Raw genomic sequence first — 5,346 nt, forward strand, 5'->3', positions numbered from 1 at the left:
TTTGTGAATTGTTGGATGAAATCTATCCTAAGGCTGATGGAAGTTATAAGGAGCAGATTTCCTATGTGGAAGATAGGGCAGGCCATGATCGAAGGTACGCGATAGATGCTTCTAAAATTGAGCAAAATTTGGCTTGGAGAGCTGAAGAAAATTTTGAAAGTGGCATAAAGAAAACAGTGGCTTGGTATTTGGAAAAGTATAAAGATTTAAAATCAGTTGTTTAATTGTCTTTTGGAGAGTTGAGTTAAAAACGTTTGCCTTTAGATTACTTACGACCAGTAACTGGAGCCTATTTCTCAATGCCTTGCTAAACCATAAAGGATTGACAAGGATAATTTATTGAATTCTTGGTTAATTGTAGGCATAAGTTAGATGTAATAGCGTCTAGTAGGTTCAGGCCTGCAAAAATTTTCTAACCAAAAGAAGAAGGAGACTGAAGTTGAATGTCTCAGCCTATTTCTAAGTCAAATATCCTAAGTAGGCTCTTTTAAAAGGCTTAAAGAAAAGTTAAATAGTTTCATTATTTCTCAGGAGAGAAAACTGTTCTGGTTTTATTCGAGATGTCAAAGTGAATATTCCTATCATCTTTATATATTTACAAAAAAATTAACACCACACCTAGTCTGAGAGTGAAAATGCATAACCAACGTTCTTTTTTTTTATTCCCTTTATTTGTACTGGTACTAACGGTTACCTCCTGTATGTCAAATAAAAAAATCATCTATTTACAAAATGAAGAAGGCAGCAATGGCTTAAATGAGGGTGAATTGATTACCTATGATATGCCGGAGTACCGATTACAATACAATGATATTATTGATGTAAAGGTGCTTACGGCAGAGGATATATTAAAAGAAGGCTTCAACTCCTTAAATTCACAGCAATCGACAAGAATGCAAGGAGCACAGGGAGGGGGAGACATTTATTACATGACCGGGTATCAGGTGGACAAAGAGGGGAATATTCGACTCCCTTTAGCAGGGAATGTACTGGTAAGAGACCTCACCATTGAGGAAGCCCGACTGGCGATAGAAAATGCCCTTAGAAAATACGTTACCTCAGAACTTTATGTAAGGGTAAAATTAGGAGGAATTCGTTATACAGCCTTGGGCGAGTTCCGAAGTCCGGGAAAGTTTGTTGTCCTACAGGACCGCATGACGATCTTTGAGGCCATTGCCAATGCCGGAGATTTAAATACAGTGGCAAAAAGGGATGAGATCTTGCTGATCAGGCAATATCCTAACGGTTCTAAAATACATAAAATCAATCTTAACGATAGAAATATCATAAAATCCCCCTATTACTTTATTCAGCCTAATGATCAGCTCTATGCGGAACCGATGAAAGTCAGAGAGTTAGGTGCAGGGGAGAATACCTCACAATCTTTGGCGCTTATTATTTCATCCATATCTGCCATTGCTTTAGTGCTAAACTTCATTAAATAACATGAGTAATTTTCAACAAAAAGAAGTATCATCTACCGCATTTCAAATCAATCAGGGAGGTGGATCTGATGTAAATAAATTTTTGACAAAATACTTAAGGTATTGGCCATGGATTGTGCTATGTATGGTTCTTGGTGGCGGTTCAGCTTATTTTTATAACAAAACACTTACACCTATTTGGGAAGTGAATTCTACCGTATTAATAGAAAGTGGTAAGGGAAATAATATGGGGCTGAACTTATTTGATGGTGCTGGAATGTTTGGGTCCAGGAATCAATTTTATAATGAAATTGGTGTTTTTAAGTCTTATAGTTTGGCTGAGCAAACAATTAACGAACTCAACTTAAACGTAGAGTTCTATAATGAGGGGGTTTTTGGTTTTAGGAGAGTTTATGGGAATTCACCGATCCAGATAGAAATAGATTGGGAGCATGAACAAATTGTCGGTGGAATGTATAAGCTAACTTTCGGGGGGGGGAATGAAGTGAACATAGCTGCATATGAAGAAGAATTTCAGCTCTTTAGTCCCAAGGATCCCTTTTATAAAATGGGCTTGGGTAATGCCTCATTGCCAGAGGGGACTTTTCAATTTAACCAATGGATAGAGGGAGAGTCCTTTCGATTTAAAATGGAGAACTTGGGACTTCAGAAAGGAGATGTGGTATTTTTCCGTTTAATAGACACGCCTTCATTGGCTCGATCATATAGTGGTAACTTAAGAGTGTCTCAGGCCGATAAGATGACTTCCATACTAGAATTAAGTATAAACACTCCTGTGAGAAGAATGGGAGAGGATTACCTTAATAAACTAATGGAGGTATATTTAGAAAAAGAACTGGAGCAAAAAAATAAAACATCTGAAAATACTATCCGCTTTATAGAAAACCAACTTCATGGCATTACGGATTCCCTGACCTTTTTTGAAGACAAATTGGAAAATTACCGATCTGAAAATATGGTGTTTGACCTAAGTGAAAAAGGAACACAGATATTTGAACGGTTACAAAATTTAGAAGGGGATAAATCACAAGCAGAAATTAGCCTAAAGTATTATCAGTCTCTAAGGGAGTATGTTCAATCCAATAATAACGGCGATTTACTAATGCCTTCTTTAGTGGGGATAGATGATCCCATGGTAAATACGTTGGTGGAAAAACTAGTGGAGTTGCAATCAGAAAAAAAACGACTGGAAAGCAACTTCTCTGAGCAGAATTTGGCTGTAAAGGATGTGAATGCCCGATTGGAAAACGCAAAAAAAGCATTGTGGGAAAATATTAATTCGGCAATCAAAAACATGTCCGGTTTAATAGGAGAGATAAAGGGGGAGATAAAGCAAGTGGAAAAGCAAATCAATGGACTTCCCGAGACTGAAAGGGCATTATTGGGGATACAGCGTAAATTCAGTGTCAACGAAGACATTTACGTCTATTTATTGCAAAAGAGGGCTGAGGCAGAAATCACCAAAGCTTCCAATGCCCCGGATAATTCGATATTGGATAGGGCCAGGGCAGGATCATTGATTGCTCCGAAAAGTAGAAATAACCTTTTAATGGGACTACTTTTAGGGTTTATTCTGCCTGTTGGATTGATATATTTAAGAGACCTATTGAATGTCAAGATTGAAGATGTTAAAGAGCTTGAAAAATTGGCTAAAGTACCTGTGGTGGCTAAAATAGGAAGAGGGAAGGGGAAAAACCCCATTCCTGTAATCACCAACCCTAAATCCCCATTAACGGAATCCTTTAGAAGTTTGAGGGCTGATATGACCTATTTAAGTCCCAATAAGAACGATAGGATGACGATTTTATTTACCTCTACCATCTCTGGTGAAGGCAAAACCTTTTGTGCAGTGAATACCGCTGCTGCCTTTTGTATTAAAGGAAAAAAGACGTTATTAATGGGCTTGGACCTGAGAAAACCAAGGATTGCGGAGGATTTTAATCTGGTCAATGATAAGGGGATAAGTACCTATTTAAGCTCTAAAAGGAGTTGGAAGGATTTGGTATTCTCAAGTGGGACTGAAAATCTTGATATATTACTATCTGGGCCTATTCCTCCTAATCCCGCAGAAATCCTTCTATCAGAAAGGTTTGAACAATTGATGCAGGAAGTGAAAGAAGAATATGAAGTGGTTATTCTCGATTGTCCTCCTGTAGGCTTGGTTTCTGAAACCAAAGAACTTTTTAAATATGCAGATATTAACCTCTTTGTTCTTCGCCAGCAGTATTCCCGAAAGGAGAATATAGATTTGTTAAATGACCTTCATGAACGAGGAGGGGTCAGAAAGCTATATGGTCTGTTTAATGATGTGCATATGGGGAATTCAGGTTATGGCTATGGCTATGGTTATGGTTATGGTTATGGTTATGGTTATCATGAAGAAGAAAAGGCGCCTTGGTATAAAAGGGTATTAAAAAGGGCTTGAATGTTTTATGGAGGTTTAATCTAGTAGAGATCTGTAGGAGCACATATTAAGTCATAATGTAGCAGTCCTGCTTTTATAACATCAGTGCTAACAAAGCCAAATGGAGCGAAGCAATCCCTGTTTGATGTCGAAAAAAGTTTAGCTTTTCCGTTATGGTTATAACTGGCAATGAGTAAGAACACGCTAAAGGGGCAAATCATAGAAGCCTGGGGTTGCATCCCCAGGCTAAACTACTCCATGAAGCTCATGTTTTTGCCGGACAAATGTCAATAGCGAATATGAATTGCCGCCCAAATTTGTAGATTTCAATTAAGAACTTTATCCAAGATAATGTTTTGAAGTACTTAGTCGGAAGAGATTAGAAATCATAAACCCAAAAATATTAGGTGAAATGATTCCCCTCCTGACTTATCAAACAGCCTCATCAAGACCTTTTCAATTCAGTCGGACGGGCCAGCCAAGACAAAGATCGGGGAGGTGTTTTCTGATTAACCTAAGTTCAGTTTAAAAAGTAGTGAAATAGGTGCACTACCGTCATTGAGATCCACGCGGCTTCTGCATATAGCCTTAGTGGAAAAGCCTTTCCTCCTTCGAAATAAAAAATGTATAACTTTTTGGTCATTACGATGACTGGTAGAAAGAACTCCACCTCTTAAAGGGCAAGCGACCTATTATAGATTTAAGATTGACTTTGTGCTATTTTGTTAAGAGATACAATTTTTTACTGTTAATAATTATTTAATAAAATGCTGTTTTTTAGATATTTTATTTAAAAAAGTTGTTTAAAAAGTAATTTTTTGAAAAAAAATAGCCCATATTTGCAGCAAAGTTTGTGAAGAAGGAGTGTGGTTGTTAGCAACAATTAATCCGTTGGCGACAGTGATGGTGTTATTGTCAATTCGATTATTTTAGAGGTCTTGGAGAGTTTTGTTATTGTAGCTCTAATGAGGAGGACATTGAATGAAACTACAAATGGGACTGACGTGGCAACGCTGTGTGTGGCCATAATTGGTGACTTTTTTTGATAGAAAAATACTGGTCATTTTAAATAGTTGATTTTGGCTAAAAAACTGCCTTTGATAAGATACGAACAGTGGAGAGTATTCGCATAGTGGAGACTGGGAATTGGAAGGAGAAAAATAAGAAACTAAGAATTTTATCATTTTGTTAATTACGATTATCCGGAATTACACCAGTAAATTTATTTCTCACAGATTCCACAAAATTTCACGGAACTAAAAAAAACTTTTCTGTGGGTTTCTGTGCATTCTGTGAGAGATCGTTTGCTAACTTAGAGCTACTGGTGTCTTTGCGGATATACATATGTGTGCCTTGAAGCGGAGGAATAAGTTCTTCGCATGCTGTTGAAAAGATGATGGTCGGCCCATCGTGTAGGCTGTCAGCCAGACTTCACAAACCACTTTATGGTGCGACTCACCGAAAGGTATTCGTACTGAGCGATAAAGAAAAGGCAGA

General features: G+C 37.5%; 3 protein-coding genes. All 3 read left to right on the forward strand.

All coding sequences use genetic code 11. The features are described 5' to 3' along the window. The coding region (locus tag ACYVAA_RS22105; protein WP_460546089.1) for a GDP-mannose 4,6-dehydratase at positions 1-224 on the forward strand (224 nt) is incomplete at its 5' end. A 477-nt stretch (positions 225-701) separates the two neighbouring features. Further along, a complete protein-coding gene (locus ACYVAA_RS22110; RefSeq protein ID WP_460546090.1) occupies positions 702-1,445 on the forward strand; it encodes a polysaccharide biosynthesis/export family protein in 744 nt (247 codons plus the stop codon). Position 1,446: 1 nt separating this feature from the next. Then, positions 1,447-3,870 carry a GumC family protein gene (locus tag ACYVAA_RS22115; RefSeq protein ID WP_460546092.1) on the forward strand — a complete coding sequence of 808 codons (2,424 nt, stop codon included), beginning with the start codon at positions 1,447-1,449 and terminating at the stop codon, positions 3,868-3,870. Positions 3,871-5,346 lie beyond the last annotated feature (1,476 nt).

The organism is Echinicola sediminis, from assembly GCF_054777495.1.

What these genes read in the sequence shown, in the direction of transcription:
- ACYVAA_RS22110 (WP_460546090.1), top strand. Translation starts at nt 702, where the DNA reads ATGTCAAATAAAAAAATCATCTATTTACAAAATGAAGAAGGCAGCAAT.
- ACYVAA_RS22115 (WP_460546092.1), top strand. Translation starts at nt 1,447, where the DNA reads ATGAGTAATTTTCAACAAAAAGAAGTATCATCTACCGCATTTCAAATC.